At 71.4% G+C, this 25,387-nt stretch carries 18 protein-coding genes; 11 read left to right on the top strand and 7 right to left on the bottom strand.

Annotation, left to right across the window (positions count from 1 at the left end):
- The first annotated feature begins 196 nt into the window (after positions 1-196).
- On the top strand, positions 197-2,932 hold the full coding sequence (gene ppdK / locus O7601_RS28995; protein ID WP_281564211.1) for a pyruvate, phosphate dikinase: 2,736 nt from the start codon (positions 197-199) through the stop codon (positions 2,930-2,932).
- Between the two features lie 679 nt (positions 2,933-3,611).
- Here ppdK and O7601_RS28990 read toward each other — a convergent pair.
- Positions 3,612-4,097, bottom strand: a complete 486-nt coding sequence (locus O7601_RS28990) for a roadblock/LC7 domain-containing protein (protein ID WP_281564210.1) — start codon at positions 4,095-4,097, stop codon at positions 3,612-3,614.
- Positions 4,098-4,402: 305 nt separating this feature from the next.
- On the opposite strand from O7601_RS28990, the gene O7601_RS28985 reads away from it, so the two are divergent.
- The 9 genes from O7601_RS28985 (at position 4,403) to O7601_RS28945 (ending at position 13,977) form a co-directional block, all read left to right on the top strand.
- Positions 4,403-4,756: a VOC family protein gene (locus tag O7601_RS28985; protein WP_281564209.1), complete on the top strand. Its 354-nt coding sequence runs from the start codon at positions 4,403-4,405 to the stop codon at positions 4,754-4,756.
- On the top strand, positions 4,753-5,994 hold the full coding sequence (locus tag O7601_RS28980) for a deoxyguanosinetriphosphate triphosphohydrolase (RefSeq protein WP_281564208.1): 1,242 nt from the start codon (positions 4,753-4,755) through the stop codon (positions 5,992-5,994). Before O7601_RS28985 ends, O7601_RS28980 begins: the two co-directional genes overlap by 4 nt.
- 50 nt (positions 5,995-6,044) lie before the next feature.
- The gene (locus O7601_RS28975; protein WP_281564207.1) at positions 6,045-6,890 is read left to right on the top strand and encodes a siderophore-interacting protein; all 846 of its coding nucleotides are present in this window, start codon (positions 6,045-6,047) and stop codon (positions 6,888-6,890) included.
- A gap of 132 nt (positions 6,891-7,022) precedes the next feature.
- On the top strand, positions 7,023-8,672 hold the full coding sequence (locus tag O7601_RS28970) for a BCCT family transporter (RefSeq protein ID WP_281564206.1): 1,650 nt from the start codon (positions 7,023-7,025) through the stop codon (positions 8,670-8,672).
- 189 nt (positions 8,673-8,861) lie between these two features.
- A complete protein-coding gene (dnaG, locus tag O7601_RS28965; protein WP_281564205.1) occupies positions 8,862-10,727 on the top strand; it encodes a DNA primase in 1,866 nt (621 codons plus the stop codon).
- A 2-nt stretch (positions 10,728-10,729) separates the two neighbouring features.
- The gene (locus O7601_RS28960) at positions 10,730-11,266 is read left to right on the top strand and encodes a hypothetical protein (RefSeq protein WP_281564204.1); all 537 of its coding nucleotides are present in this window, start codon (positions 10,730-10,732) and stop codon (positions 11,264-11,266) included.
- Between the two features lie 136 nt (positions 11,267-11,402).
- Positions 11,403-12,335, top strand: a complete 933-nt coding sequence (locus tag O7601_RS28955) for an ABC transporter ATP-binding protein (protein WP_281564203.1) — start codon at positions 11,403-11,405, stop codon at positions 12,333-12,335.
- Between the two features lie 26 nt (positions 12,336-12,361).
- Positions 12,362-13,159, top strand: coding sequence for an ABC transporter permease (locus tag O7601_RS28950; RefSeq protein ID WP_281564202.1), 798 nt, complete (start codon positions 12,362-12,364; stop codon positions 13,157-13,159).
- A gap of 8 nt (positions 13,160-13,167) precedes the next feature.
- Positions 13,168-13,977: an ABC transporter permease gene (locus tag O7601_RS28945; protein ID WP_281564201.1), complete on the top strand. Its 810-nt coding sequence runs from the start codon at positions 13,168-13,170 to the stop codon at positions 13,975-13,977.
- A 438-nt stretch (positions 13,978-14,415) separates the two neighbouring features.
- Here the strand turns inward: O7601_RS28945 and O7601_RS28940 are convergent, their stop codons facing one another.
- From O7601_RS28940 to O7601_RS28915, 6 genes are all read right to left on the bottom strand, one after another.
- The gene (locus O7601_RS28940; protein WP_281567085.1) at positions 14,416-15,726 is read right to left on the bottom strand and encodes an IS110 family transposase; all 1,311 of its coding nucleotides are present in this window, start codon (positions 15,724-15,726) and stop codon (positions 14,416-14,418) included.
- Between the two features lie 407 nt (positions 15,727-16,133).
- Positions 16,134-17,243 (bottom strand): TAXI family TRAP transporter solute-binding subunit, encoded by a 1,110-nt coding sequence (locus tag O7601_RS28935; RefSeq protein ID WP_281564200.1) that lies wholly within the window; start codon positions 17,241-17,243, stop codon positions 16,134-16,136.
- Positions 17,240-17,662, bottom strand: coding sequence for a roadblock/LC7 domain-containing protein (locus tag O7601_RS28930; RefSeq protein WP_281564199.1), 423 nt, complete (start codon positions 17,660-17,662; stop codon positions 17,240-17,242). The genes O7601_RS28935 and O7601_RS28930 overlap by 4 nt, the downstream gene beginning before the upstream one ends.
- Positions 17,663-20,077 carry a nitrate- and nitrite sensing domain-containing protein gene (locus O7601_RS28925; RefSeq protein WP_281564198.1) on the bottom strand — a complete coding sequence of 805 codons (2,415 nt, stop codon included), beginning with the start codon at positions 20,075-20,077 and terminating at the stop codon, positions 17,663-17,665.
- A 63-nt stretch (positions 20,078-20,140) separates the two neighbouring features.
- Positions 20,141-21,160: a TAXI family TRAP transporter solute-binding subunit gene (locus O7601_RS28920; protein WP_281564197.1), complete on the bottom strand. Its 1,020-nt coding sequence runs from the start codon at positions 21,158-21,160 to the stop codon at positions 20,141-20,143.
- Between the two features lie 17 nt (positions 21,161-21,177).
- Positions 21,178-23,349, bottom strand: coding sequence for a TRAP transporter fused permease subunit (locus O7601_RS28915; RefSeq protein WP_281564196.1), 2,172 nt, complete (start codon positions 23,347-23,349; stop codon positions 21,178-21,180).
- A gap of 657 nt (positions 23,350-24,006) precedes the next feature.
- Between O7601_RS28915 and O7601_RS28910 the strand changes: the two genes are divergently transcribed.
- Entirely contained in the window at positions 24,007-25,209 is a 1,203-nt protein-coding gene (locus O7601_RS28910; RefSeq protein ID WP_281564195.1) for a YihY/virulence factor BrkB family protein, read from the top strand.
- The last annotated feature ends 178 nt before the right edge of the window (positions 25,210-25,387 follow it).

The raw sequence follows: 25,387 nt of genomic DNA, 5'->3' as shown, positions 1-25,387 counted from the left end.
GTTCCCAGAAGCCCTGTCGAACGCGAACAGTCGTGAATGCTGTGCCTATTGTCACCGAATGCTCCCGAGCCGCTCGTTGTTCGCTTAGCCTTCGCCCACCGATCGGCACGACTCCCCGGATTGCCAGCCCATGGATTCGGGGTATCAGAAAACTTAACCTTCGTTAAGTGTCAATCCGGGCGCGTGGGAGGCTCTGGTGGCAGCGCAAGAGACGGTTGAGCACAAGTACGTCTACGACTTCGCCGAGGGCAACAAGGATCTCAAGGACCTCCTGGGCGGCAAGGGGGCGAACCTGGCCGAGATGACCAATCTCGGCCTGCCGGTGCCGCCCGGCTTCACCATCACCACCGAGGCGTGCAGGGCGTACCTCGACACGGGTGCGGAACCGGCCGGACTGGCCGACCAGATCAGCGCGCACCTGACGGCGCTGGAGCGCGAGATGGGCCGGCGTCTCGGCGACCCGGACGACCCGCTGCTGGTCTCCGTACGCTCCGGGGCGAAGTTCTCGATGCCCGGGATGATGGAGACCGTGCTCAACGTCGGTCTCAACGACCGCAGCGTCGAAGGACTGGCCCGGCAGGCCGGTGGCTCGACCGACCGGGCCGCCTCCGGCGGCGCGGACAGGTTCGCCTGGGACTCCTACCGGCGGCTGATCCAGATGTTCGGCAAGACCGTCTGCGACGTGCCGGGCGAGGAGTTCGAGCACGCGCTCGACGAGGCCAAGCGGGCCAAGGGCACCGACCTCGACCTGGACCTGGACGCGGACGACCTGCGTGGGCTCGTCGACGCGTACAAGAAGATCTTCACGAAGCACACCGGGCGGGAGTTCCCGCAGGAGCCGCGCGACCAGCTGGACCTGGCGGTCCGCGCGGTGTTCGACTCGTGGAACGCCGAGCGGGCGATGGTCTACCGCCGGCAGGAGCGCATCCCGGCCGACCTGGGCACCGCCGTGAACGTGGTGGCGATGGTCTTCGGCAACCTCGGTCCCGACTCCGGCACCGGCGTCGCCTTCACCCGCGACCCGGCCAGCGGTGCCCAGGGCATCTACGGCGACTACCTGGCCAACGCGCAGGGCGAGGACGTCGTCGCCGGCATCCGCAACACCGTGCCGTTGCAGGAGCTGGAGCGGATCGACAAGGACTCCTACGACGAACTGCTCGACTACATGGCCCGGCTGGAGCGGCACTACCGGGACCTGTGTGACATCGAGTTCACCATCGAGCGCGGCAAGCTGTGGATGCTCCAGACCCGGGTCGGCAAGCGCACCGCCGCCGCCGCGTTCGTCATCGCCGGCCAGCTCGTCGACGAGGGCCTGATCGACCTCGGCGAGGCCCTGCACCGGGTCAACGGCGCACAACTGGCCCAGCTGATGTTCCCGCGCTTCCAGCTCGACCACGAGTTCCAGCCGGTCGCCACCGGCATCGGCGCGTCGCCGGGCGCGGCGGTCGGCAAGGTGGTCTTCACCTCGGCCCGCGCGGTCGAGTTGGCCGCCGAGGGCGAGGCCGTCATCCTGGTCCGCCGGGAGACCAACCCGGACGACCTGAACGGCATGATCGCCGCCCGGGGCATCCTCACGTCGCGGGGCGGCAAGACCAGTCACGCCGCGGTGGTGGCCCGGGGAATGGGTAAGACCTGCGTCTCGGGCGCCGACGACCTGGACATCGACGTGCCGAAGCGGCGGTTCGCCGTCGCCGGACACACGGTCACCGAGGGCGACGTCGTCTCCATCGACGGCACCACCGGCAAGGTGTACCTGGGCGAGGTGCCGGTCAGCCCGTCCGAGGTGGTGCGGTACTTCGAGGGTGAACTCGACCCGGCCACCACGGACGACGCTCTGGTCAAGGCCGTACACCGGATCATGTCGCACGCGGACGCCAGCCGGCGGCTGGCGGTGCGTACCAATGCCGACACCGCCGCCGACGCGGCCCGGGCCCGGCGCTTCGGCGCCGAGGGCATCGGGCTGTGCCGCACCGAGCACATGTTCCTCGGTGACCGGCGTGAGTTGGTGGAGCGGCTGATCCTGGCCCGCGATCCGGCTGAGCGGGAGGACGCGCTCGCCGCGTTGCTGCCGTTGCAGCGGGCCGACTTCGTGGAGATCTTCCGGGAGATGGACGGCCTGCCGGTCACCGTCCGGTTGATCGATCCGCCGCTGCACGAGTTCCTGCCGCCGCTGGAACAGCTCGCGGTAAACGTGGCGGTCGCCCAGGAGCGCGGCGAGGACGTCGCCAAGCAGGAGGCGCTGCTGGCGGCGGTGCGCCGGATGCACGAGGAGAACCCGATGCTCGGGCTGCGCGGCGTACGCCTGGGCCTGGTCATCCCCGGACTGTTCGCGATGCAGGTCCGGGCCATCACCGAGGCGGCCGTGGAGTGCACCCGCCAGGGTGTACGCCCCTGCCCGGAGATCATGGTCCCGCTGGTCGGTGCGGTCCAGGAACTGGAGACGGTACGCGCCGAGGCCGAGCGGATCATCGCCGAGGTGGTCGGTGGCAGCGACGTCGACGTGCTGATCGGCACGATGATCGAGGTGCCCCGGGCGGCGTTGACCGCCGGGCAGATCGCCGAGGCCGCCGAGTTCTTCTCCTTCGGCACCAACGACCTGACGCAGATGGGTTGGGGCTTCTCCCGCGACGACGTGGAAGGGGCGTTCTTCTGGCGCTACCTGGAGCTGGGCATCTTCGGCATCTCACCGTTCGAGTCCATCGACGCCGACGGGATCGGTCGGCTCGTCCGCATCGCCGCCGAGGAGGGGCGGGCGGCCCGCCCGGGGCTCAAGCTCGGGGTCTGCGGCGAGCACGGCGGTGACCCCGACTCGGTGCACTTCTTCCACTCCGTCGGGCTGGACTACGTCTCCTGCTCGCCGTTCCGGGTGCCGGTGGCGCGGCTGGAGGCCGGCCGAGCGGCAGTGGTCACCAGCGGCTCGGACAGTCGCTGACCAGCCGGCTCGCCCCGCCCCGGGGCGAGCCGCATACCCGCCGCGCCGCGCCGCGCCGCGCCGCGCCGCGCCGCGCCGCGCCGCGCCGCGCCGCGCCGCGCCGCGCTGCGTCGTGCCGTGCCGTGCCGCGCTGCGTCGTGCCGTGCCGCGCCGCGCCGCGCCGTGGAGCACAGCAACATCGGGGATGTTGCTGTGTCGAGCGGCCGTGAGACAGCAACATCCCCGATGTTGCTGCATGGCGCGCGGGGCGCGCGGGGCACGCGGGGTGGCGCATGGGTGCGCGCGGCGTGCGGCGTGGCGCGGCGTGCAGCGTGGCGCGTGGCATGCGGCGTGGCGCGTGGCGTGGCGCGGGGCGTGCGGCGTGGCGCGTGGCGCGCCGCGTGGCGCGGGGCGTGCGGCGTGGCGCGGGGCGTGCGGCGTGGCGCGGGGCGTGCGGCGTGGCGCGGCGTGGTACATAGCGTGCCGCGTGCCGTGCGGCTTGGCGCGGGGCGTGCGGCGTGGCGTGGGGTGGCGCATGGCGTGCGGGGTGGCCCATGGGCCGGTGTGCGTTGTGCGGTGTGCGGCGTGCGGGGTGGCGCATGGGGCGGTGTGTGGCTTGGCGCGGGCACGGGTAGTGCGGCGCGTGGGCGCATGACGTGGCGGGCGGCGCGTGTGGATGCCGCCCGGTGACTGACGTGGGTCAGATCGGAGGGCGGCGCCAGGTGATGGACTGCGCGCGGCGGGGGCGTTGGTTCGGCATCGTGGCCATCGGGGTGCGCACCGCCAGCGGGGCGTGCGGATCCGTCTGGTGCGGCAGCAGCGTCGGTTGGCGGCAGGCGGCCAGGGCCGGGCCGGTACGCCGGACCACCCCTCGGGCCTCCTCGCGTAGCGCCACCAGATCCGCCCCCGGTGCGGTGACCAGGGTCAGCAGGGCGTCGCGACCGGCCGGAAAGGTGACCACGCAGCCGGCAGCGCTGTGCACCACGGACTCGTGGAACTCGCCCTGCCGCACGGTGGCTGCCATCCGATGCCCGAGGCCGAAGCTGGCTGCGGCCAGCGCCGCCAGGTGAGTGGCGTCGGTCGCGGGCAGATCGCTGGAGATGAGCAGGCCGTCAGTGCCGGCAAGCACCGTGCCGGCGATTTCGGGACGGCGTCGGCGCAGCCCCCGGAGCTCGGTACCCATCATCGTTTCCGCGTTCACGAGCGTGTCTCTCCCACCGGTCGGGTATCGCCGCAACAGGTGACGTTCCGCGATGGCGACGCTACCCGTGGATGTCGATGAGTGCGATCCCGTTACCGTCGGCAATCGGGCGACAACTCTCGTCTGATCGGAGGATGTGGACCCGCCCTGGACACGTCGGGGGTGCGCCGAACCGGGGCCCCGGGCGTAACCTGACTTCGCCCGTGGACCGTCGTTTCGCGAAGGGGTGGCCGGATGGGATGGCGTGCCGAGTTGTCGGAGGCTGTCGGTGTCGCGGTGGCGGTGCCGGCATGACCGCCGTGTGGGAGAGCCTGACCGTCGACGCCCGTGACCCGGGGCGGCTGGCCCGCTGGTGGGCCGAGGCGCTCGGGTACCAGGTCATCGAGGAGCGGCCCGACGAGGTGGAGATCCGGCAGAGCGCGGACCGGTTGCCCGGCATCGTGTTCGTGCCGGTGGCCGGCGTCAAGGAGCGCAAGAACCGGCTGCACCTCGACCTGCGCCCGACCGACCGGGAAGCCGAGGTGGAACGGTTGGTCGACATGGGTGCCCGGCATGTCGACATCGGCCAGGACGGCGACGACTGGACGGTGCTGGCCGACCCGGAGGGCAACGAGTTCTGCGTACTGCGGCAGCGTGGGGATTGAGCGCTGCGTCCGGTGAGCCGGACGCGGCGCGTCGGGTCGCGGAGCCGGTCAAGGATCCGGAGCACGGCCGGTCCCCGTACGAACGGGACCGGGCCCGGGTGCTGCACTCGGCGGCGTTCCGCCGGCTGGCCGCGAAGACCCAGGTGCACACGGCCGGCACCGACGACTTCCTGCGTACCCGGCTCACCCACTCGCTGGAGGTGGCCCAGATCGCCCGGGAGATGGGTGCCCGGCTGGGCTGTGATCCGGACGTGGTGGACACCGCCGGGCTGGCCCACGACCTCGGGCATCCGCCGTTCGGTCACAACGGTGAGGCCGCGCTCGACGAGCTGGCTGACGACTGCGGCGGATTCGAGGGCAACGCCCAGACGCTGCGGGTGCTGGCCCGGCTGGAGGCCAAGGTGTACGGCCCGGACGGGACGTCCGCCGGGTTGAACCTGACCCGTGCCTCGCTGGACGCGGTCGGCAAGTACCCGTGGACCCGCCAGCCCGGCCGGCGCAAGTTCGGGGTGTACCCCGACGATCTGCCCGCCTTCGTCTGGCTGCGGCAGGGCTCCCCGACCGGCGAGCGGCAGTGCCTGGAGGCGCAGGTGATGGACTGGGCCGACGACGTGGCGTACTCGGTGCACGACGTCGAGGACGGCATCCACGGTGGTTACCTCACGCTGGAGCCGTTGCTCGTCGACCGGGACGAGCGGGCCGCGCTCTGCGCCGACGTCGCCGCCGTCTACTCGACCGAGTCGCCCGACTACCTCGACGACACCCTGACCGGGCTGCTCGCCGATCCGGTGCTCGCCCCGTTGGCCGGCTACGACGGCAGCCATCGGGCCCAGGCCGCGCTCAAGGCCACCACCAGCGTGTTGACCGGTCGATTCGTGGCGACCGCCGTCGCCGCCACCACCGAACGCTTCGGCCCGGGACCACACCGACGGTACGCGGCCGACCTCGTCGTACCCCGGCCGTTGCGGGCCCGGTGCGCGCTGCTCAAGGGGATCGCTCTGCGCTACGTGCTGCGTCGGCCCGGCGCGCAGGGCCGCTACCAGCGGCAGCGGGAGATCATCGCCGGGCTCGTGACGACGCTGGCCGCGCGGGCGCCGGCAGCGCTGGATCCGGTCTTCGCTCCGCTGTGGCGGGACGCACCTGACGACGAAGCCCGCCTGCGGGTGGTGATCGACCAGGTGGCCTCACTGACCGACCCCGCCGCCCTGGCCTGGCGTGATCGCTTGATCAGAAGCTGACATCGGACCGGAGGTCGAACGGCACTCCGAAGTTAGGTTAGCCTAACCGAATGACGGATCGCTCGAAGAAGGTCACCTCCGCCCGCGTACTGCGCACCTCGCGACCCACCCCACACGTGGTCCGGCTGGTGCTCGGCGGGGAGGAACTGGCTGGCCTGCCGGTCGGCGAGTTCACCGACCACTACATCAAGATCGTCTTTCCGGTCGCCGGTGTGGACCACCCGCGTCCGCTCGATCTCGCCACCATTCGTCGCGACCTGCCGCGTGAGCAGTGGCCCCGGCTGCGGGCGTACACGGTCCGCGCCTGGGACCCGACGGCGGGGGAACTGACCGTCGATGTGGTGCACCACGGCGACGAGGGGCTGGCCGGCCCGTGGGCTGCGGCGTTGCGCCCCGGTGACGAGGTGCTGTTCGTGGGCCCGGGCGGGGCGTACGCGCCGAGCCCGGCGGCCGACTGGCACCTGTTGGTCGGCGACGAGAGCGCCCTGCCGGCGATCGCCGCCGCCCTGGCCCGGCTGCCCGTCGGTGCGCCCGCGTACGTCTTCGTCGAGGTCGACGGCCCGGCCGACGAGCAGCCGCTGCCCAGCGCTGGCGCGGTGCGGCTGACCTGGCTGCACCGGGGCGTACGCCCAGTGGGTCAGGCGTTGGTGGCCGCGGTGGGTGAGCTGGAGTTTCCGCCCGGCACGGTGCACGCCTTCGTGCACGGTGAGGCGTCCTTCGTCCGCCAGTTGCGCCGGTTGCTGCGGGTGGAGCGGTCGGTGCCCCGCGAGTGGTTGTCCATCTCCGGCTACTGGCGAAAGGGCCTGGACGACGAGGGCTGGCGGGCCACGAAGCCCGACTGGAACCGCCAGGTCGAGGCGGACGAACAGGACCGCGTTCCCGTGCCGCTTGGTTGACCAGCGAGCCGATAACCGGCAAGGTGGCACCCCAACGCGCCCCTGAACGGCCGAAAGTCGACTCCGAGGGTGCGATTAGCCGGATTTTCGGAGCACGACGGCAGTGGACCGGGAGGATGGTCAGGGGTGACCATGAGCGAGCAGGTGGACGAGAAGACCGCTGCACCTGGCGGTGAGGGCGGCGCGATCGATCCGATCGTGCTGGGCTTGGGCGTCGGCGGGGTGCTTGCCGTGGTGCTCTGGGGGGTGCTGGCCCGTGACTCGCTGGCGAGCGTCGGCGAGTCGGGCCTGGCCTGGGTGATCGACACGTTCGGCTGGTTCTTCGTGGTGGCGGCCAACGCCTTCCTGGTGCTGGCGGTGGTGCTGGCGCTGTCTCGGTTCGGCCGGATCCGGCTCGGCAAGGACGACGACGAGCCGGAGTTCAGCACGCTGGCCTGGATCGCCATGATGTTCAGCGCCGGCATGGGCATCGGCCTGGTCTTCTTCGCCGTGGCCGAGCCCATCCAGCACTACGCCACACCGCCACCGGCGAGCGGCGTCGAGCCGCTGACCGGGCAGGCGGCGTCGGCGGCCATGCAGTTCACCCTCTTCCACTGGACCCTGCACCCGTGGGCGATCTACGCGGTGGTGGCGCTGGCCCTGGCGTACTCGACGTTCCGTCGGGGGCGGCAGAACCGGATCTCGGCGGCGTTCCGGCCGCTCATCGGCGACCGCGCCGACGGTTCCGTCGGCCAGATCATCGACCTGCTGGCCGTCTTCGCCACCGTCTTCGGCTCCGCGACCAGCCTCGGGCTCGGCGCCCTCCAGGTCGCCGCCGGCCTGGACCTGGTCGCCGGGGTGCCGGACTCCACGGCGGTGGAGCTGGTGGTGATCGGGGCACTGACGCTGGCCTTCGTCATCTCCGCCTTCACCGGCCTGCATCGGGGCATCAAGTGGCTCTCCACCACCAACGTGGTGCTGGCCGTCGCGCTGATGCTCTTCGTCTTCGTGGTCGGGCCGACCATCTACACCCTTGAGGTGCTGCCGGCCTCGATCGGCGACTACCTCAGCAACCTCGTCTTCATGTCCACCCGGACCGGGGCGTTCTCCGACCCGGCCTGGCTGGGCGGCTGGACGATCTTCTACTGGGCGTGGTGGATCTCCTGGGCGCCGTTCGTCGGCACCTTCATCGCCCGCATCTCCCGGGGCCGGAACGTGCGACAGTTCCTGATCGGTGTGCTCCTGGTGCCCAGCGGAGCCAGCGCCGTCTGGTTCGCGATCATGGGCGGCAGCGCGCTGCGAGTGCAGGCCACCGGGGTACGGGACCTGGTGGCGGACGCCTCCGCCAGCAGCGAGCAGGCGCTGTTCGGTCTGCTCGACGCGCTGCCGCTGGCGGCGCTGACCGGTGTGCTGGCCATGGTGCTCATCGCGCTGTACTTCGTCACCAGCGCCGACTCCGCCTCGCTGGTGCTCGGCTCGCTGACCTCCCGGGGCGCGCTGCGCCCGCACCGGCTGGTCGTGGTCAGCTGGGGAATCCTGATCGGCGCGGTCGCCGCCGTGCTGCTGCTCGTCGGCGGGCTGGATGCGCTGCAACAGGCCACCATCATGGTGGCGTTGCCGTTCGTGGTGGTGATGCTCGGGCTGGCTGTGGCTCTGGTCAAGGACATGGCCCGTGACCCGCTGCTGGCCGCGCCGACGCGCAGCCGCCCGCACGGACTGGCCGACGCGGTGCGCGCCGCCCGGTCGTACGAGGAAGAGGACCCGCCGCCGGTGCGTCGGTACCTGCGTCGTCGCCCCCGCTGACCGTCCTCGCCCTCCGCCTGCCTGCCGCGCCCGCCGCGCCGTTCCGCCGGAACGGCGCGGCGTCGGCGTGCGGGCGACCGGCTCGGCGGTTCCGGGTGGGCGGCCCATTGGACACCGGAGGCGTCGACGAGGGGCCCCTCCTCGCGCCCGGGGCGCGCAGGGCAGGATGTAGGTCGAGGAGGTGGCGGCATGGCGGGGCGGATCCGGGACGAGGACATCGCGCTGGTCCGCGAGCGTACGTCCATCGCCGAGATCATCTCCGACACGGTGACGCTCAAGTCGGCCGGCGGCGGCAACCTCAAGGGGCTCTGCCCCTTCCACGACGAGAAGAGCCCGTCGTTCAACGTCTCGCCCGCCCGCAACGTCTGGTACTGCTTCGGCTGCGGCGCCGGCGGCGACGCGATCAAGTTCCTGATGGACGCCGAGCACCTCAGCTTCGTCGAGGCGGTGGAGCGGCTCGCCGCCCGCGCCGGCCTGCAACTGCGCTACCTGGAGGACGACCGGTCCGCACCTCGACCCAACCGCCCGCAGCAGGGACAGAAGCAGCGGCTGGTGGCCGCGCACGCCGCCGCCGTCGAGTTCTACACCGCGCAGTTGGCCACGGCCGGCGCGCGCCCCGCCCGGGAGTTCCTGGCCGAGCGCGGCTTCGACCGGGCCGCCGCGCAGCGGTACGGTTGCGGCTTCGCCCCCGACGGCTGGGACCTGCTGACCAAGCATCTGCGTCAGCGTGGCTTCAGCCACGACGAGCTGGTCACCGCCGGGCTGTCCCGCCCGGCCCGCTCGGGCAGCCTGATCGACCGGTTCCGCCGCCGGCTGCTCTGGCCGATCCGGGACCTGACCGGCGACGTGATCGGCTTCGGCGCGCGCAAGCTCTTCGCCGACGACGACGGCCCGAAGTACCTGAACACCCCCGAGACGCCGATCTACAAGAAGTCCCACGTGCTCTACGGCATCGACCAGGCCAAACGGGAGATCGCCAAGCAGGGCCGGGTGGTGGTGGTCGAGGGCTACACCGACGTGATGGCCTGTCACCTGGCCGGCGTACCGACCGCCGTGGCGACCTGCGGCACCGCCTTCGGCGCCGACCACATCGGCGTACTGCGTCGGCTGCTGCTGGACACCGACGCCGTCGCTGGCGAGATCATCTTCACTTTCGACGGGGACGCGGCCGGGCAGAAGGCCGCGCTGCGCGCCTTCGACGACGACCAGCGTTTCGTCGGGCGTACCTTCATCGCGGTCAGTCCCGACAACATGGACCCGTGCGAGCTGCGGCTGGCAAAGGGCGACCTGGCCGTGCGTGACCTGGTCGCCCGCCGCGAGCCACTTGTCGACTTCGCGCTGCGCCACGTGATCAGCCGGTACGACCTGGACACCGTCGACGGTCGGGTCGAGGCGATGCGGCGTGCCGCGCCCCTGGTGGCCAAGCTCAAGGACCGGGAGAAGCGTCCGGAGTACGTCCGCAAGCTCGCCGGTGACCTCGGCATGGAGATCGAACCGGTGCAGCGGGCGGTGCTGACCGCTGCCTCGGGACGACCGGCGGACGGCCCAACCGCCCGAACCGCCCGGGTCGAGCCGAGCGTGGACAGCCCGCAGTCGATGGTGGAGCGGGAGGCGTTGAAGCTGGCCCTCCAGGAGCCGGTGCTGGCCGGTCCGATGTTCGACGCGGTCGAGGCGACCGACTACCGGCATCCGGTGCACGTGGCCGTCCGGGCCGCGGTCGCCGCGGCCGGCGGCGTCGCGTCGGCGGCCGGTGGCGCGGTGTGGATCGAAGCGGTACGCGACGCCTGCGACGATCTCGCCGCCCAGGCTCTGGTCGGTGAGCTGGCTGTGGAACCGCTGCGGATCGACGGCGAGCCGGATCCCCGCTACGTCTCGATCACCATGGCCCGGTTGCAGTGGGGGTCGGTCACCGCCCGGATTCGGGAGCTGAAGTCCCGGATCCAGCGGATCAATCCGGTAAACAACAAGGACGAGTACTTCGCCGCCTTCGGTGAGCTGCTCTCGTTGGAGCAGCACGCCCGTGCCCTGCGCGAGCAGGCGGCGGGAGGGTTGTAGGGATGCCACTGTTCCGCCGCCGGCCCAAGCTGCCACCGGCCGACCGGCCACCACTGGAGCGCGACGAACGGGTGCTGGCCTGGGCCGCCGCCGGCAACGGTGAGGGCGACGGGGTGGTGGTCGCCACCAACCTTGGGCTCTGGCTGCCCGGCCGGGGGCACCGGATCGGTTGGCACGACATCGTCAAGGCCGTCTGGTCCGGCCGGGAGCTGACCGTGACCCCGGGCGAGCGGGTCGCCGAGCGGGACGGCTACCTGGTGGTCGCCGAGCGGCCGGCCGAGCGGTACCTGCTGCTCGATCCGGGTGACCTGCCGCACCAGGTACGCACCCGGGTGACCCGCTCGGTCGCGTACACCCAGCACCACGCCCTGCCCGGCGGATCCGGCCGCGTCGTCGGTCGCCGGGTGCCCGGCAGCGACGGTCTGACCTGGATGGTCCACTACGACCCCGGCACCCCCACCGACGCCCCCGACGTCCTGACCGAAACCGACCGCCTCGTCGCGTCCGCCCGCACCGCCACCACCCCCGCCGACCTCTGACGTCCCCCTGCCCCCGCGATCATGCACTTGTGGCACCGGAAAAGTGGCAAATGTCCGGCTTGCTCGGTGCCACAACTCCATGATCGGCGCGTTAATGCGGTGGGAAGTGTCGGAGCGGGTGTCTAGGGTGCGGGGGGTGATCACGGGGCGACCATTGATTCAGGCACGGGGGCTGGTGAAGCGGTTTGGCGACTTCACTGCCGTCGACGGCATCGACGTGGAGGTCCGTGCCGGTGAGGCGTTCGGCTTCCTGGGCCCCAACGGTGCCGGCAAGTCGTCCACCATGCGGATGGTCGGCTGCACCTCGCCGCCCAGCAGCGGGCAGCTGCGCATCCTGGGCATGGATCCGGTGCGGGACGGGCCGGCCATCCGGGCCCGGCTCGGCGTCTGTCCACAGCTGGACAATCTCGACCCCGAGCTGACCGTCCGGGAAAACCTGACGACGTACGCCCGCTACTTCGGCATCTCACGCCGGGTGGCCCGAGCACGGGCCACCGAGTTGCTGGATTTCGTGCAGCTCGGTGACCGGGCGGACAGCAAGGTCGAGCCGCTCTCCGGTGGCATGAAGCGTCGGCTCACCATCGCCCGCGCGCTTGTCAACGAGCCGGACATCGTGCTCCTCGACGAGCCGACCACCGGCCTCGACCCGCAGGCCCGGCACCTGGTCTGGGAGCGGCTGTTCCGGCTCAAGCAGCAGGGCGTCACGCTGGTGCTCACCACGCACTACATGGACGAGGCCGAGCAGCTCTGTGACCGGTTGGTGGTGATGGACGGCGGCCAGATCGTCGCCGAGGGGTCGCCGCGCGCGCTCATCGAGCAGCATGCCACCCGCGAAGTGGTCGAGCTGCGGTTCGCCGCCGAGTCGCAGGAGACGTTCGCCGGCAAGCTGGACGCGCTGGGAGAACGCGTCGAGGTGCTGCCCGACCGGGTCCTGGTCTACGTGCCCGACGGTGACGCGGCGGTGGCCGAGGTGGCCGCGCTCGGTCTGCACCCGACAAACGTCCTGGTCCGACGCAGCAGCCTGGAGGACGTATTCCTGCACCTCACCGGCCGAACCCTCGTCGACTGAGCCAGGACCTGCTGGAAGGGGCCGCCGTGACGGCACAACTCACCCGGGACCGACCCGCCCTGCCGCGGGTGCCGGCGCTGCGGGTGCTCGAATACCGCCTGGTGGGTTACCGGCGTATCTGGCGGGCCGGCGCCTTCTCGTCCTTCCTGCTGCCCACGCTCACCGTGCTCGGGTTCGGGGTGGGCGTCGGGGCGTACATCGACCAGGGCGTGGGTGGCGTCTCCTACCTGGAATGGGTCGTCGGCGGGCTGCTCGCCTCGACGGCGTTGCAGGTGGCGATCGGCGAGTCGACGTGGCCGGTGTTCGGCAACCTCCAGTGGAGCAAGATTTACCTCGGGCAGCGCTCGTCGCCGTTGCGGGTGGCCGACATCCTCGCCGGCCACCTCGCGTTCGTGCTGTTCCGGGTGCTGACCTCCGTCCTCGCGTTTCTCCTGGTCACCAGCGTGCTGGGGGCGCTGCGCTCGCCGTGGGCGGTGCTGGCGGTGCCGGTGGCGGCACTGCTCGCGCTGGCCGTCGCCGCACCCACCTTCGCGTACGCGGCGTCGGTCGACTCGGACAGTTGGCTCGCCATGCTGTTCCGCTTCGCGGTGATTCCGATGACCCTGTTCGCCGGGGTGTTCTTCCCGGTCGAGTCGCTGCCGCTGGTGCTGCGCTGGCTCGCGTACCTCACGCCGCTCTGGCACGCCGTGGACCTGTGCCGGGCGGCGGTGCTCGGCGTCGCCCCGCAGTGGTCGGTCGCCGGCCACCTGTGCTACCTGGCGGCCTGGGCGGCCGGAGGATGGTTGCTCGCCCGCCGCGTCTTCACCCGCCGGCTCGTCGTCTAGGAGGGGTCATGGTCAGTCTGGTGCTGCCCCGGCTGGTCGACGTCTCGGCCGCGTCGCGGCGATCCGCGTCGGTCACCGAACGGAACGTCGCCGCCCTGAAGTCCGTCTACTGGCTGCTGCTCGTCTCCGGCTTCGTCGAGCCACTGCTCTACCTGCTGTCCATAGGCGTCGGGGTGGGGGCACTGATCGGCGACCTGACGCTGCCCGGCGGCACTGTCGTCTCGTACGCCGCCTTCGTCGCCCCGGCCATGCTCGCCTCGTCCGCGATGACCGGCGCGCTGGCGGAGACCACCTTCAACTTCTTCGGAAAGATGAAGTACATGAAGCTGTACGACGGGGTGATCGCCACCCCGGTGCAGCCGTTCGAGATCGCCCTCGGCGAACTGGCCTGGGCGATGCTGCGGGGCAGCGCGTACTCGGCCGCGTTCCTCGTGGTGATGGTGGTGATGGACCTGACGACGCCCGTTAGCGCGCTCGCCGCGTTCCCGGCGGCGGTGCTGGTCGGCTTCACGTTCGGCGCCCTCGGCATGGCCATCTCCACGTTCATGCGCAGCTGGCAGGATTTCGACCTGATGAGCTCGGGGCAGTTCGTGCTGTTCCTGTTCTCCGGCACCTTTGTGCCCGCCGAGGCGTATCCGACGGTGCTGCGCTGGCTGGTGGAGGTGACTCCGCTCTACCGGGCGGTGCATCTGATCCGTGGGCTGACCGCCGACACAGGTGGCTGGAGCTGGACAATCGACGTGTTCTACCTGCTCGCGGTCCTGGCAGCCGGCCTGCTGGTCGCCTCCCGCCGGATGAGCCGCCTGCTCTACGAGTAGCTCACTTTTCCGCCGCCGCCTCCTTCGAATCGTGGCCGGTGGGACGGCGCGGGCAGCGAAGATTGTGGCACTCCAGGTGCCCTCTGGTCGGCGTGTCGAGCATCAGGAGTGCCGACATGGTCTGGCTGGTCAGCTGCTGCCAAAGGGCCGGTGGCAGGCGCCTGGTGTTCCGCTTGCGTTGGGGGAGCGGCGCGGGTTGCGCCGGGGGCCGGCATCGCCAGGACCTGATTCGCATGAAGCCTCCGACGAGGTGGAGGGGGCGCCGTGGTCCCTTCCCGCCCCCGCCCCCGCCCCGGCGTCCCCGCCCCCGCGGCCCGGACGGCCTGCGGTGACCGTCCTAACTGGTCAATCTGACCGGTAAATGACCTGTACCGCGGCGGGTTTGGGGCGTGCGGGACTGGCCTTGTGTCGATTGGCTGGGGTTGGGGTGGGTGTGGGTCAGGTGGTTGGTTGCAGGGTGATGGTGTGGCCGAGGGCTTCGAGTTGCCGGATCAGGCTGTTGATCTTGCGGGTGGTGTTGACGCGGCGGTCGTGGTAGTCCGCGCCGAGGTCGTGGAAACGGGTGGTGGGGTTGGCCAGCAGGTGCCAGATGGTCACGAGTATGGATCGGGCGACGGCGACGAGGGCTTTGCCTTTGCCTCGGCGTTTGACCACGCGTCGGTAGCGTTCGGACAGGAACGTTGTCTTGCCGCGGGCGGCGCTGGCGGCGGCGATACCGAGTGCGCCTTTGAGGTAGGGGTTGCCTTTGCCGGTCTTGCCCGGGGTGTGGGTGGTGCCGGACTGGATGGTGCGTGGGCATAGTTTCGCCCAGGACACCAGGTGTCCGGCGGTGGGGAACCGTGTCATGTCCAGGCCGATCTCGGCGATGATCAGTTGTGCGGACTCGGTGCTGATTCCCGGGATCTCGGCCAGCCGTGTGCGGGCGTCTGGCCGCGGGATGTCCCCGTCGGGGGAGGGTGGATCGATGTCGTCGAGCAACTGCCCGATCCGTGTGGTGAGCTTCGCGATCTCGGCGTCGAGGCGGTCGATCTGGTCGAGCAGGATCCGGGCCAGCTCACCGTGATGGGCGTCGAACCGGCCGGTGAGTGCCTCGATCAGGGCGGTGTGTTTGCCGCGCATCCGGCCACGGGCCAGGCCGGCGAGGGCCTGCGGATCACGTTGGCCGGCGATCAACGCCTCGACCATGTCCCGCGTCGAGACCGTCTTCAGGGTCGACGCCACCGACGAGACCTTGATCAGGGCATCTTCGAGGAGTTTCTCCAACCTCGACCAGTAACGGGTGCGGTCCCGGACCAGATCCACCCGCATCCGGGTGTAATCGCGTAACACCCGCACCGGCGCCGGGGGCACGAACGACGGCCGTAACAGGCCCTTCTCGGTGAGTTTGGCCAACCACACCGCGTCCAGCTTGTCGGTCTTCGCCCGCCCGGGCACGTTCTTGACGTCACGGGCGTTGACCAGTTGCACATCAAACCCGGCAGCTTCGAACAGGTAAAACCAGATCCGCCAGTAGTCCGACGTGCTCTCCACAGTGACCTTCTCCACCCCCGCCGCCACCAGATTCCCCGCAAGGTCACTGACCGCCTTCGTGGTCGCCGCCACCTGCCACACCCGGCTGACACGCCGCCCGCTCGGACCAGACCCGCGGGTGCACACCATCCCCGACTCCTTGGCCACGTCGACCGCGCACACCCGCGCCAGGACCTGCTCAGACTCCGCGTCCGCAATCTCCTCGGGCACTCCACGCATCCTCACCCACACCCCCTCACTCACCGCGCAATCGATATGAAAGGCGGTCGCCCGGGGGCCTCGGTCGGGAACCGAAAATCTGACCGGCGTGCTCGAAGCAACAGTGCGTGACCCTTCAGGTCCGGGCCCCGGCGTCAGACTTGGACACGGCCTCAAACAGGCCAAGATCTCACGACGTCGGCGGGCGACCTACCCACCATTTTCACGCCTGCGAGGCGTCCCGAAAGACCGGGTGACTTGGACAGTTCCCGTTAGCGCGTAACGGGAACTGTCCAAGATCTCAGGAGCGGGGAGCGGGGAGCGGGGAGCGGGGAGCGGGAAGCGGGGAAGCGGGGAAGGGGAAGGGGGAAGGGGAGGGGAAAGGTGGTGTGGGAGCGGGGGTGCGGGGAGGGCTCTGTAGCGGGTGGTCAGCCGCCCTGGTAGTAGCGGGCGGCGCCGGGGTGCAGGGGGATGGGGTCGGTGGTGGCGGCGGATTCACGGTCGAAGTTGCGTGCCTCGGGGTGCGCCACGGACAGGTCGGCCTGGTAGGTGAAGAGCAGGCGGGTCAGGTCGTACGCCAGATCGTCGGGCATCTCCGCGCTGACCAGGATCACGTTCGGGACCGTCACGGTGGGGGTGCCCGAGGGGGTGTCGTAGGTGTCGCGGGGCAGTTCGGCAGTGGTGTAGACCGAGCCGTGCGTGGCGCTCAGCGGCTCGATCAGGTCGGCGACCGGCAGCAGCCGGAACCGGTCCGGGGCGTTGGTGAGCAGGTCGGCGATGCCCGGCGTGGGTAGCCCGCCGGAGAAGAACATGGCGTCGAGCGTGCCGCCGCGCATCCGGGCCACCGTCTCCGGCAGCGAGACCCGGGCTCGGCGTACGTCCCGCTCCGGGTCCAGCCCGGCGGCGGTGAGCAGCCGACCGGCGATGACGTCGGTGCCGGACTTCGGTGAGCCGGTGGAGACCCGTTTACCGCGCAGTCCCGCGAGGTTGGCGATCTGCGCGTCGGCGCGGACGATCACGTGGGTGTAGTTGCTGTAGACCCGGGCCAGCGCCCGGACCGGCTGCGGACGCCCCTCGAAGGCGCCACGGCCGGCGGTGGCGTCCGCCGCCGTGTCGGCGAGGCTGAAAGCGATCTCCATGTCGCCGTCGACCAGCCGGGTGATGTTCTCGACGGAGGCGCCTGTCGGTTCCGCCCGGGCCTCGTAGCCGGGCAGGTGGCGGCTGATCACATCGGCGTAGCCGCCGCCGAGCTGGTAGTAGACCCCTGTGGTGTTGCCGGTGGCGAGGAAGATGCGCCCGTCGTGCCAGGGCCGAGCCTCCGGGGCGCGCTCGGCACCGCAGGCGCTGAGAAGCGCGACCGCCAGCAGCGCCGCCACCAATCGCCGGCACCGGCCACTGCCAAGCAGGCCGTGCCGCCGTCCCCGGGCGGGAGGACGTCGAGCGGCTGCACGACCCCGCCCGCCCGCGTCGGTCCGCCCGGCGGGCCGGGTCGTGTCGGTGACCGTGGTGCGATCCGGCGACACCTGCGGTCCGTTCATGCCGGCACCCCGCCGGGGTGGTCCGCCCAGGTCCGGGCCGCCGGTTCGAGCGCCTCGGCGACCCGCTGGACCAGCGTCGCCGTTTCGTACCCGATCTGGCCCAGGTCGCATCCGGCGGCGGCCAGCACGCCGAGCAGGGCGCGGTCACCGACCGCCATCACCAGCAGCACGCCGCCGTCCATGTCCACGATCTGCTGTCGGACCCGGCCGGCGGACATCAGCCGGGCGGCGCCGACGGTCAGGCTGGCCAGGCCGCTGATCACGGCGGCGAGCTGGTCCGCCTGGTCGGTCGAGAGGTGCGGAGAGGCCGCCAGCCGCAGCCCATCCCCGGAGACGGCGAGGGCGTGCGACACGTCCGGTACCTGCTCGGCGAAGTTCGCCAGGAGCCAGTCGAGGCCGGGGCTGCCGTTGGGCATCATCTAGGTTCTCCCGTTCGTCTGCTGGTTACGTCGCATCGCGTGGGCCACCCCGGCGGAGAGAGCGGACAGCCGGGCCCGTACCACCTCGGGGTCGAGCAGGTCCGGCGCGGCCTGCGGCGGCGGCACGTCGTGCAGTTCGGACTGAAGGTCGCCGCCGCGTACCCGCCGGGGCAGGCCGGCCGCGGTGGCTTCCTCGGGACGGACGCCGGGTCGCCAGGCCGGCGCGCCGTTGGCCGACGCGGGCGGCCCGTCCGGCGTGACGCCGACGGGCTGTGCGGGCGGTCGGTAGTGCGGTTGACCGGGCTGGTCGGGTGACCAGGCCGCTGCGCCGTTGCCCACCACCGGCAGCGTCATCGTCGGGGCGCGGTGCACGTCGAACCGGTCTGCTGCGGCACCCACCGCCGCCGGAGCGCCCCGCTGCCGGAACCAGGCGTCCACGGCCGGGGGCGCCGGCCTCCCGACGGCGTTGGGACGGCCGGTGAGCTGCTCCATCCGGGTCAGCAGCGACTCCGGTACGTCCACCTGGGCGACCGTCCCGGCACCGGCGCTGTGCAGCCGCACCTGAATGCCGTGCCGGGCGGCCAGGTGCGCCACCACGTGCAGGCCCATGCTGCCGGCCGCCGCGCTGGACAACGCGGCCGGGGCGCGCAGCCTCTCGTTGATCTCGGCCAGCCGGTTCTCGCCGATGCCGATGCCCTGGTCGTGTACGCGCAGGGTCAGCCCGTCGACGGTGCGTCGACCGTCCACCTGCACCGGGGTGTGCGGCGGGGAGTACGAGGTGGCGTTCTCCAGCAGCTCGGCCAGCAGGTGCACCAGGTTGCCGACCGCCGACCCGTGCACACCGGTGGTGGGCACGTCGATCTCGACCCGGGCGTACTCCTCGATCTCGGAGGCGGCACCGCGTACGACGTCGGCCACCAGATGCGGCCCGTCCTGCGAACGTCCGGGCTCGCCGCCGGCCAGGACCAGCAGGTTCTCCCCGTTGCGCCGCATCCGGGCGGCGAGATGGTCGAGGGCGAAGAGGCGGGCCAACGCGTCCGGATCCGTCTCCTCCTGCTCGAACTCGTCGAGCAGCCGCAGCTGCCGGGTGATCAGCGTACGGATCCGACGGGCCAGCGCCTCGACCATCCGGGTCACGTCCATCCGCAGCTCGGCCTGCGTACCGGCGAGCCGCAGTGCGGCCCGGTTGACGGTGTCGAACGCTTCGGCCACCTGCGCGATCTCGTCGCGTCCACGGCTGATTCCCGCCGTGAGTTGCGAGGCGGCGCCCTCCGTCGGGCCACTGTCGCCGGCGGCGATGGCGGTGATCCGCTCGGGCAGTTCCCGATGTGCCATGGTCAGCGCCGCCACCCGCAACCGGCGCAGCCGGCGGCTGGTGCGTACCGCCAGCAACGCGGCGCTGGTCAGCGAGACCAGCGCCAGACCGGCGCTGGCGCCGCCGGTGACCAATGCCCGTTGCCGGGCGTCCGTCGCCAACTCGGCGGCGCGCTGGTCCAGCTCGTCGGAAAGCTCCCGGCCGAGCAGGTTGAACCGGCGGATGGCACCGCTCTGGGCGACGTACCAGGCGTCTCCGTCGGCGGGCAGCGCGGTCGGCTCGGCGTCGGCGTTCAATGCGCTGTCGCGCATCCGCCGGGCGGTGGAGACGTCGCCGCCGGCGATCAGACGGGTGTACGCGTCGGTGGCGCGTTCCCCGGCGATCCGGGAGAACTCGGCCTGCCGCTGCTCCTGCGCGCCGCGCAGCCGGCCCAGCCGGGCGAGTTCGCCCTCGACCAGCTCACCTCGGACGAAGATGGCCCGGAGCAGGTCACGTTCCAGCGACGCCAGGTGTTCCTGGGCCGCGACGGCGGCCACCTCACGGGCGCGGTTGGCCAGTTCGGGGTCGCGTAGCTGGGCGGGAAGCGCGTCGGCGACAGCGAGCAGCGACTCCACAAGTGCCACGTACATCCCGTCGGCATTGTCGGTGGTGAGCGCGGCTATCCGGGCCTCGTCGAGCTGGTCGAGGTGTTCGGTCACGCCGTCGAGGTCGTGGCCGAGGTCCGGCGCGGTGCGGCGGGCGTCGGAGCTGGCGGTGCGGTAGCGCTCGCTGGCCTCGTCGACCCGACGCCGTTGGGCGTCGACCAACTGGCGGCCGGAGGTCCCGCCGCGCTGGCGGAGCGCCGCCGTCTCGCCGAGTTCCCGCTCCAGCTCGTGCACCAGCGAGACGGTGGCGGTGGCGGTGCCGGCCAGCACCCGGGCCCGTTCGGCGTCGGTGGAGGCGGCCAGGGCGTCACCGGTCTGGATGGCCCCCAGCACGAGCAGGCCGGCGGTGGCGATCAGGATCGGTGCGAGCAGTTGGGTACGCACCGACCAGAGTCGGCCGGTGTGGCCGGACGGTCGGCTGTGCCGGCGTACGCGGGCCAGCGAGGACAGCGGCACGGGGGTCTCCCGAGGTCGGGGCGGCCGGGCCGGGTGTCAGAACTCCGGCCCGGCCGCCGTCGGTCAGCTCGCGCCGAGGTCCTGCAACGCCTTGGCCGCGCCCCGGTGCAGACCGACCGGGTCGGTCTTGCGGGCGGTGTCCAGGGCGATGCCCTTGGCAGCGGGATTGGCCTGGGCCAGCGCGTCCCTCTTCTCGAACACGGTCCGGGTGATGGCGCAGGCTACGTTGGCGTCGAGGTCGTTGCGGACGAGCAGCACGTTCGGGACCACGATGGTCGGGGTGTCCGCCACTGTGGAGTACACGTCCTTGCCGATCGTGCCGGCCTGGTACGCGGGGTTCAGATCGCTCATCTTAGGCAGCAGCGGCGTGATGTCGATGAATTTGACCTTGTCGCCGGCGGTGGTGAACAGGTCGGTCAGGCCGCCGGTGGGCAGGCCGCCGGACCAGAAGAAGCCGTCGACGGTGCCGTCCTTGACTCCCTCCACGGTCTTGGTGAGATCGAGCCGCTGGGCCTGCACGTCCGCGGCCGGGTTCAGGCCGGCGGCCTCCAGCAGCCGGTTCGCGATGACCTCGGTGCCGGACTTGGGGGAGCCCGTCGAGATCTTCTTGCCGCGCATGTCGGCCACCGAGTTGATCCCCGAGTCGGCCCGGACGACCACCTGGGTGTAGTTGTCGTAGATGCGGGCCAGCGCCTCGACCGGCTGCGGTGCGCTGAAGCTGTCCTTGCCCTCCACCGCGTTGACGGCCGTGTCGAACAGCGAGAAGGCCACGTCGTACTGGCCACCGACGAGCTGTTCGATGTTCTGGACCGAGGCTCCGGTCTCGGCTGCGGTGCCGGTCAACCGGCCGCCGGTGCTGTCCGAGAGCTGCCCGGCCAGGGCGTTTCCGACCACGTAGTAGACGCCGGTGGCGTTGCCGGTGGCGATGCCCACCCGGGTGTTCTCGGCCACCTCACAGGTGACGGCGCTAGCGGTGTCGTCCGTGGCCGCGGCGTCCTGGCGGCCTCCGCAACCGGCGGCGCCGGCGGCGACGAGGGTGAGGGCTCCCACCCCGGCCACGAGCCGCGCGTTGATCCGTCCCACAGTGACTCCTTCCTGGGTCATGCCGGTGATCCGGCTCGCGTTCCGCCGGAGGGACCGGCGGATCCGCGTCGTATGAACACGCCCACCGCCATGACGCCGGCCAGCACGGCACCGATCGCGACGGGCACGGGTTGCAGCCAGAGCAGCGTCAGGCCGGCGGCCCCGCCGATGACGCGTTCCGCCGCGCCCGCCGGGCCGACACCGGGCAGCCAGCCGCCCGCCGCGACTGCCAGCACCGCGACACCGAGGGCCGTGACGACGGCTGCGACGAGGATGCGCCGGGGCCCGCCGATGCCGAGCAGGCCGAGCCCGGTCGGGGTGATCACGAATGCCAGCGGAATCAGGTACGCCGGCAGCGCGTACCGCAGGGTGTGCCACATGGTCGGCACCAGCCGTCCGCCGGTGACCGCGGCGGCGGCGACGGCGGCGAGCGCGGTCGGTGGCGACACCTCGGACAGCACCGCGAAGTAGAAGACGAACATGGCGGCGGCGGGAGCGCTGACCCCGAGGTCCAGCAGGGCCGGCCCGATGATCACCCAGCCGATCACGAACGACGCGGTCACCGGGACCGCCAGGCCGAGCAGGCTGAGCGCGACGGCGGCGAGCAGCGCGGTCAGCGCGAGCACCACGGCCGGCTCGGAGCTGACCGCACTCGCGGCGCCGACCAGGAGCGCGGCGGCCTGCGGACCGAGACCGGTCTTGGTGGTGGTGGCGGTGATGACGCCGGCCGCCGCGCAGACGACGGTGACCGCGAGAACTCCGCGTACGCCGTTGGAGAGCGCGGCGACCAGCCGGGCCGGGCTGAGCCGGTCCGCCCGGTCCAGGAAGGACAGGGCGATCGCGAGGACGGTGGCCAGCACCACGGCCCGGGTTGCCGACAGCCCGACGGCGAGCAACCCGACGATGGCGAAGAGGGAGGCGAAGTGATACCCGGACCGGGCCAGCAGCCGCCAGGCGGAACCGGCCGCGAGAGCCGCGGGCCGTACCCCGGAGCGGCGCGCGTCGATCTCCACCGAGAGCACGATGCCGAGGTAGTAGAGGACGGTCGGCACCACCGCCCAGCCGAGTACCTGGAGGTAGGACACGCCGAGGTACTCGGCGATGATGAAAGCTGCCGCGCCGAGCGTCGGTGGGGACAAGATGGCGCCCACCCCGGCGGCGGCGAGCATCCCGCCGGCCCGCTCCGCCGGATACCCGGCGCGACGCAGGATCGGCCAGGTGACCGCGCCGATGCTGACGGTGGTGGCAGCCCCGGAGCCGGAGACGGTGCCGAGCAGGAACCCGGAGGCCACCGCCGTACGGCCGGCGGCGGTGCGCGAGCGCCGGAACGCCGCGGCGGACAGGTTCACGAAGAACCGGCCGGCGCCGGAGAGGTCGAGCACCGCCCCGTAGATGGTGAACAGCACGATGTACGTGGCGGCCACGTCCAGCGGGGTGCCGTAGAAGCCGCTGTCGGAGTTGTAGAAGGCGTCGACCAACTGTCCGAAGTCCAGCCCGGCGTGCGCCACCGCCCAGGTCTGCGGCAGCAGCCCGCCGTAGTAGCCGTAGCCGAGGAAGACCAGACAGACGGCGGGCAGGATCCAGCCGGTGGTGCGTCGGCAGCCCTCCAGCAGCAGGAGCAGCAGGACGGTGCCCATCGCCACGTCCATCCCGACCAGCAGCCCCTGCCGGTCGAGGAAGGCGTCGTAGCCGCCACCACCGCCGGCCAGGGCGATCGGCAGCACCGGGTACAGGCAGCCGGCCAGCGCCGCGGCGGCGAGCAGCCAGTCGACGCGGCTGGGCCCGGACCGGGCGGGCCTGGTCGGGCGGGATGCCGACGCTGACGGTTCCCTACCTGCGCGCGCCCGCAGGCGGCGCGGCAGTCGCAGGTCGGCCGGATAGGCGAGAAAGACCAGCGGGAGTACGCCGGCCAGGAAGAAGATCAGGTAGTACTTGCTGCCCTGTGCCAGCGGCCGGAACACCTGCCAGAGGGCCAGCAGGCTGATCGCCAGGGTGGCTGCGGTCAGCGCGAGGGCGACCGGTCCGGTCAGCACCCGGCCCGGCTTCTCGTCCTCGAACCGCCCGGCGAGGTCGGTCGGATCGATCTGAACGGGATCGGACCCGACGGCGGGTGCCTCCGCCTCCGCGACTCGGCTATGTCCGCCGCGACGCTCAGGTCCGGAATCTTCGATGAATCGGATAGCCGACACGAGGGGGGACGATACGCGAATTGACCCCACGTTGGGGGACATAGTCGAACATCGCTTCGCTGCGTGACTTTACATTCTTTCGCGTCCCATGTAACAGGGGAATTTAAGAATCGCATTCATGATTGACCCGGACGTGCCGATAAGAGGTTCCAGGTCGCCGGGCGGGGTGGCGCGAACTGTCCGCATTGTCGAGTTAGCAGACATCTCGCGACCGTGTCGGTCGGCAGAGAAATTGACTCGGATGGCTACTCTCCGTATCCATGACTACGTTAGGTGTCGTACCGAACCGCCTGGGTCGCCGGGTGGTCGGCACCGACCGGAAAACCGATGCGGTACGACCGGCGTGAATGGCCAGCCTGTTGGTCGGTCCCTGGCGGGCACTGCCAGACCATTCGCGTAGTGATCGCATTTGCCCCGCTCCCGTCGGTGGGAAGCCACGTTGGCGCATTTCCCGTACATAGGAGACCGGGCCTGCGTCGACTGTTTCACGCCCCGCCGGGCGGCTTCGGGGTCGTCCGAGGCGGCCCGCGTCGCCGACCGTCCGATGGCTGCCGACGCGAAGCCGGGTCGGCTGGCGCGACTGTCTGGGTTACTTCACGTCGGTCGCTGGGCATGTGACCTCAACGATCACCGTGAGCGGAGCCGAGGGGAGAGGCGATGGCCTCCGAGGAGTCTTCCCGTCCAGACCGGCGTGGCCCGGGTGCCGACCCCGCACCCGAGGGGCGGCGGCACGAGGCGGGTGTCGACCGCGACCGTGCGGAGCGGCGGGACCGCGTCTCCGAGGAGCGGCGGAACGAGTCGGGCACCGGTCGCGCCGATGCCCAGCGGCCGGGCGACCGCGAGGGGCGGCGGAGCGAGGCGGGTGCCGACCGCGACGAGGTGCCGGTAGGGCAGCAGGTGAGTGACGCGCCGGCGCATCCGGGCCGGTTGTCGCGCGGCGAGTGGTTGGCGGCGGCGCGCCGGACGGTGCGCGAATTCGGCGACGACGGCCTGACCGACCGGGCCGCGGCACTCACCTACTATGGCGTGCTCTCCATCTTCCCGGGCCTGCTGGTGCTGGTCTCGCTGCTGGGCCTGCTGGGCCCGGCGGCCACCCGGACGGTACGCGACACCGTCGCGGAATCGGTGCCCGAGCAGAACATCCGCGAGATCCTCGACGCCGCGATCGAACAGGCGCATCGGAGCGGCGGGTTGGCCGGTATCGCCGCGATCATCGGTCTGCTCGCCGCCTTCTGGTCCGCCTCCGGCTACGTCGCCGCTTTCATGCGCGCCTCCAACGCGATCTACGACGTGCCGGAGGGCCGACCGATCTGGAAGACCCTGCCGATCCGGGTAGGGGTGACCGCGGTGATCGGCGTGATGCTGCTGGCCAGCGCGGTGATCGTGGTCTTCACCGGCCGCTTCGCCGAGGAGGTCGGCGCGGCGCTGGGGGTGGGAGGCACGGCCGTGGCGGTGTGGGACATCGCCAAGTGGCCGGTGCTGCTGGTCCTGGTCAGCCTGATGTTCGCCATCCTCTTCTGGGCGTCGCCGAACGCGCGCCAGGGCGGCTTCCGCTGGGTGAGCCCCGGTGGGGTGCTGGCGGTGCTGATCTGGCTGCTGGTCTCCGGTCTGTTCGCCTTCTACGTCGGCAACTTCGGCTCGTACAACAAGACCTACGGGGCGCTCGCCGGGGTGATCATCTTCCTGGTCTGGCTCTGGCTGAGCAACATCGCGATTCTGCTCGGTGCGGAACTCGACGCCGAGCTGGCGCGTGCGCGGGCGATCAATGGCGGCCTCCGGCCGGTCGATCGGGAGCCCTACGTCGAGTTGCGCGACGACCGCAAGCTGCGCTCGAAGGGTGGTGGCGAGCGTGCCGGCTGAGGGTCGTTGTAGTCCCTGACCGGTGCCAGCCGGGACGGTAGCTTTTGCTAGATCCAGCAAAAGTTGGGCACAGATTGGTTCTAAGGTCTGGACAGGGCGCACTGAAGCCTCCTACTGTGTCGGGCACCACACGTCGGCATTTCGTCGATGTGAACGCCCCCGGTGGGAGAGGTGAGCC

Source organism: Verrucosispora sp. WMMD573 (assembly GCF_027497175.1).
GTDB lineage: Bacteria > Actinomycetota > Actinomycetes > Mycobacteriales > Micromonosporaceae > Micromonospora.
Note: the sequence above shows the minus strand (reverse complement) of the source record. Positions and strands in the feature narration are given on the sequence as shown.